The organism is Alkalibacillus silvisoli, from assembly GCF_039521975.1.
Classification (GTDB): Bacteria; Bacillota; Bacilli; order Bacillales; family Alkalibacillaceae; genus Alkalibacillus; species Alkalibacillus silvisoli.
This window is the reverse complement of the sequence record NZ_BAAACZ010000034.1, coordinates 1-3573: the sequence shown is the minus strand read 5'-3', so window position 1 is coordinate 3573 and position 3573 is coordinate 1. Positions and strand designations below refer to the sequence as shown.

At 34.1% G+C, this 3573-nt stretch carries 1 protein-coding gene; it reads left to right on the top strand.

Annotated elements, in window-relative coordinates; all coding sequences use genetic code 11:
- Nucleotides 1-791 precede the first annotated feature (791 nt).
- Nucleotides 792-1964 carry a hypothetical protein gene (locus ABDZ63_RS15595; protein ID WP_343785110.1) on the top strand — a complete coding sequence of 391 codons (1173 nt, stop codon included), beginning with the start codon at nucleotides 792-794 and terminating at the stop codon, nucleotides 1962-1964.
- Nucleotides 1965-3573: the final 1609 nt, after the last annotated feature.

The following is a 3573-nucleotide window of genomic DNA, read 5'->3' as shown; positions in this document are numbered from 1 at the left end:
ACAAAGTGATCAAACTTTGGGTCAAAATTAAGTTGCGATTTGGGTCAATTTTGGGTTGCGAAATACAACAACTATAAAAGCAGTAAATGTCATTAAATTTTAAAGTATAAGAATCAATTTAATAATTGGCTTCTATAAAATACAAACAACTTGTGATTGCTAAACTAAATTAGACAGTTTTTGCTTGATAAAAATGAACACTTTTGATCAATTAATCCTATTAATGTATAAATCCTTTAGATGCTCAAGCTCTATGGGGGCGAGTTCTATCTTAAAAACAACCGTAATGAAAGAGGAGAATTAATGAATACGAGTAGAATGCTAGCTTTTGACGCTAATTATGAACACTTTCCATGTCATGAAGGTGACGAAGTATTCGCTAACGGAATATTTCAATTTAATATCTCACGTATGATGGAGCGTATTCACTCTAGATCCCTTATAGTTAAGAGAGAAAGAATTAGGATTTAGTGTCAGACCTCACTACGTTAAAATGAGGGATTAATGGATTATATGAAGTAAATTAGAATAATAGGTTTTAATTCGGGAAGGAGAAAAAAACTAAATTTACTTTTGTAAACATATTTTAGCTAATAATAAATTGGGGGTAAAGGAAAAAAGTGAGAACCAAAAGATTAAGAATGACTACTGACTTCTATAAATACTTATTTTTTCTGAATCGAAATGATGGTATAAGTTTAATAATAAATTTAATTATCTTCTTTATGTCTTTAATAACATTCATTTTTGGTAACCACAACATAAGTAAATCATTCAGTGAATTTAATCTTGTGGTTTTAGTATTAGCATCTTACTCCCTGTTTAATATAGTTTGGGGCTTAATTGAAAAATACAAAGAAGTACAGAATTTTACTGGTAAAAATAAAGAAATTGAAATGTCTACAAAAACAAATATGGTGAAAGATGATAACGTATTTCAGCTAGAAGATATAAACTGTGAAAAGCGAGGAAAGTGGCTTTTTGATAATTATAGTCCAGATAATCTAGAACAAAATAGAGTGATATGGTCTAAAGGTTTGAATATACATTTATGGGACAATGATATTGAGTTAAAAATTGATCCAGTAAGAAAAAAGAAGGTCAAGAAATTTATACTTAAAAATAGAGAAATTCTAACGCCTTTTTTGCAATATAAGTACTATAATTCCAGAAAAAATAATCAGCTTTTCTTTAATGAATCAAAGCTTTGTATGTCGAGTGATATTAACCCATCCCGCAGCTACATAAAATGTTATAGGAGCGACTACTTCAATTCCTTCTTAACGAATGAAATATCTACTTCTGTCCTAAAAAGAGTAGAAGATGCAACCATTATCTATGATGCTTCAAACTTTTTTCCTTGTGAGTATAATAAAGCCAAAGGGCTCTATTACTTACAACCTATTGATAAATGTGAGATGAATAATCATATAGGCATATCAACACTTGCTGTCACCACTGATAATTACCTTGTTATTCGAAAACAAGCAACTACTTCTCAACAAAATATAAATAAATATGTACCCACAGGAAGTGGATCCTGTGATTGGTCAGATATGCAGAAAGATTCATTCTGTTCGACAATAGAATTTGCAATGAAACGGGAATTATGGGAAGAGAATGGTGGTAAAGAACTTAATGTTTCAGTAAATGAATTCGGGGAAACAAAAATATTAGGTTTTTACCGTTGGTTACAAAGAGGAGGTAAACCAGAATTTGTTGGTATAACTAAGTTAAACTTTTCACAAGATCAATTGGATCCCGATAGCATAGAACTAATTGATACTAATAATAAAGCTATTCCAGATACATTCTATATAGAATCAGTGACTGATTTACCACACATAATTAGTGAAATAAAAGAAATTGGTAATGTATCACTACCTTTACACATGTGTTTAGATGCTTTGGAACACTTTTATGAAGAGAGAAGTAGTGAATTGGAACAACTACTTAATCTTTAATGCTTTGTTTTAGTTACTTTTAGAAGCACGGGGACGGTTCTCGCGGGAAGCACGGGGACGGTTCTCGTGCTTCCTAATACTTTCTACACCCACGCAAAAATATAGTGAAAAATGTATTGAAATGGGTCTTCACTATTAATTGTGGGATTATCTCCCTCTAACGGCGAATTCCTATATTTTTAGGCTGGTTGCTTACATTCCAATCGAATTCTTAGGAAAAAGACATTAAACTTTTCCAATGAAAATTTGAGGAGTAGGTTATTTTGAAGATTTGTAAATTTGGGTCAGCCCCCACTGTGTTTCAGTAAAGCGGTTTAACGATTTACCTAAGAGTCGGTAAAAAACATTCGCTATATTCACCAAGATATAGAAGCACGGGGACGGTTCTCGTGCTTCCTAATACTTCCTAAACCCATGCAAAAATATAGTGGAAAATGTATTGAAATAGGACAATGAAAAAAGAAACCATGACAAGTGTCTTGAGGAGTCTATCTATAAACTAAGGTTATCCGATGAAGAGGCACGGGCAGGAAATTAGAAAGGTTCTTGGCGAAGTAGAGATACCGCAAATTAAGGGTTTGCCAAGGATGGAAAGGAATGATTTATTGAAAAAAGTAAAGCGGATAAACGGTGTTTTTCAAAGACAAGCAGCGAGAATTTTGGGCGTTTCCCCTAACCTTGTCTTTAAGGCGTAGGGAATCTGCGGGACGGTTCACGCGCTTCCTAGTGTTTTTCCAATAGACTAAGTTTTCAGGAAGCACGAGAACCGTCCCTGCGCTTTTCAGTTAGCATTCCTTTCATGTATGCCTCAAAACCGAACTGCTTTTATAATGGTGAAATTACTCCGCTAGTGTTGAAGAAAGACATACAATAGATCCATCTTTGCCATCTATTTGATCCAATGAAATTGACGAGGACTAATATCCATAGCTGTCTCGCCTTCTTCAAATGGCCAGCGGAGATGATACCAAAATGAGCATAAACAAGGTCATCATCAGTCTGGACTGTAGGTTTATCGTTTTACATTTACTGTTAGCCATTGGGTGTTGATTTCTTGCTTAGCAGTTAGATGCTCTTCAAAATCCGGATCAAATAGTACATTTGATGGATCTATATTCCTTCTTCTCGGAACCATTCAGCCACCCTTAATCCACAGCCTTTCCAGGAGTCAAACTTTGCTTTCCATTCTATTCTTTTGTCAGTTAGAGTCATCGCATAACATCCAGATCATTTATCTATGAAGATTATTTCATGAATAACCACCAATTAACACGTGGGCACATTTTGTCGCTTACAGAAAAGTGAATATCTAAAAATAAGGTAACCCACGAGTAATCGCACGGAGCTTAACTTTTTGCTGCTTTTTTGTGAAAAAACAGTCATTTGTTTAAAACTAACAAGCGGGACCTTGCTGAATGAAGTTCCATTTGTTTGTTATGGATATTTCTTAAAAACTATTTTGAGAAGTCTAATGGTTGATGTTGAAAGAAGTCTATCAAACAAACGGAACTTTTATGTAAAAATCCGACTGTTTGTTTTGTTGGCTCTACAATATTTGTTGGGGTAGAGACACAATTCAGAGTGAGGTTTTGGATGGCGGCCGTTGGCG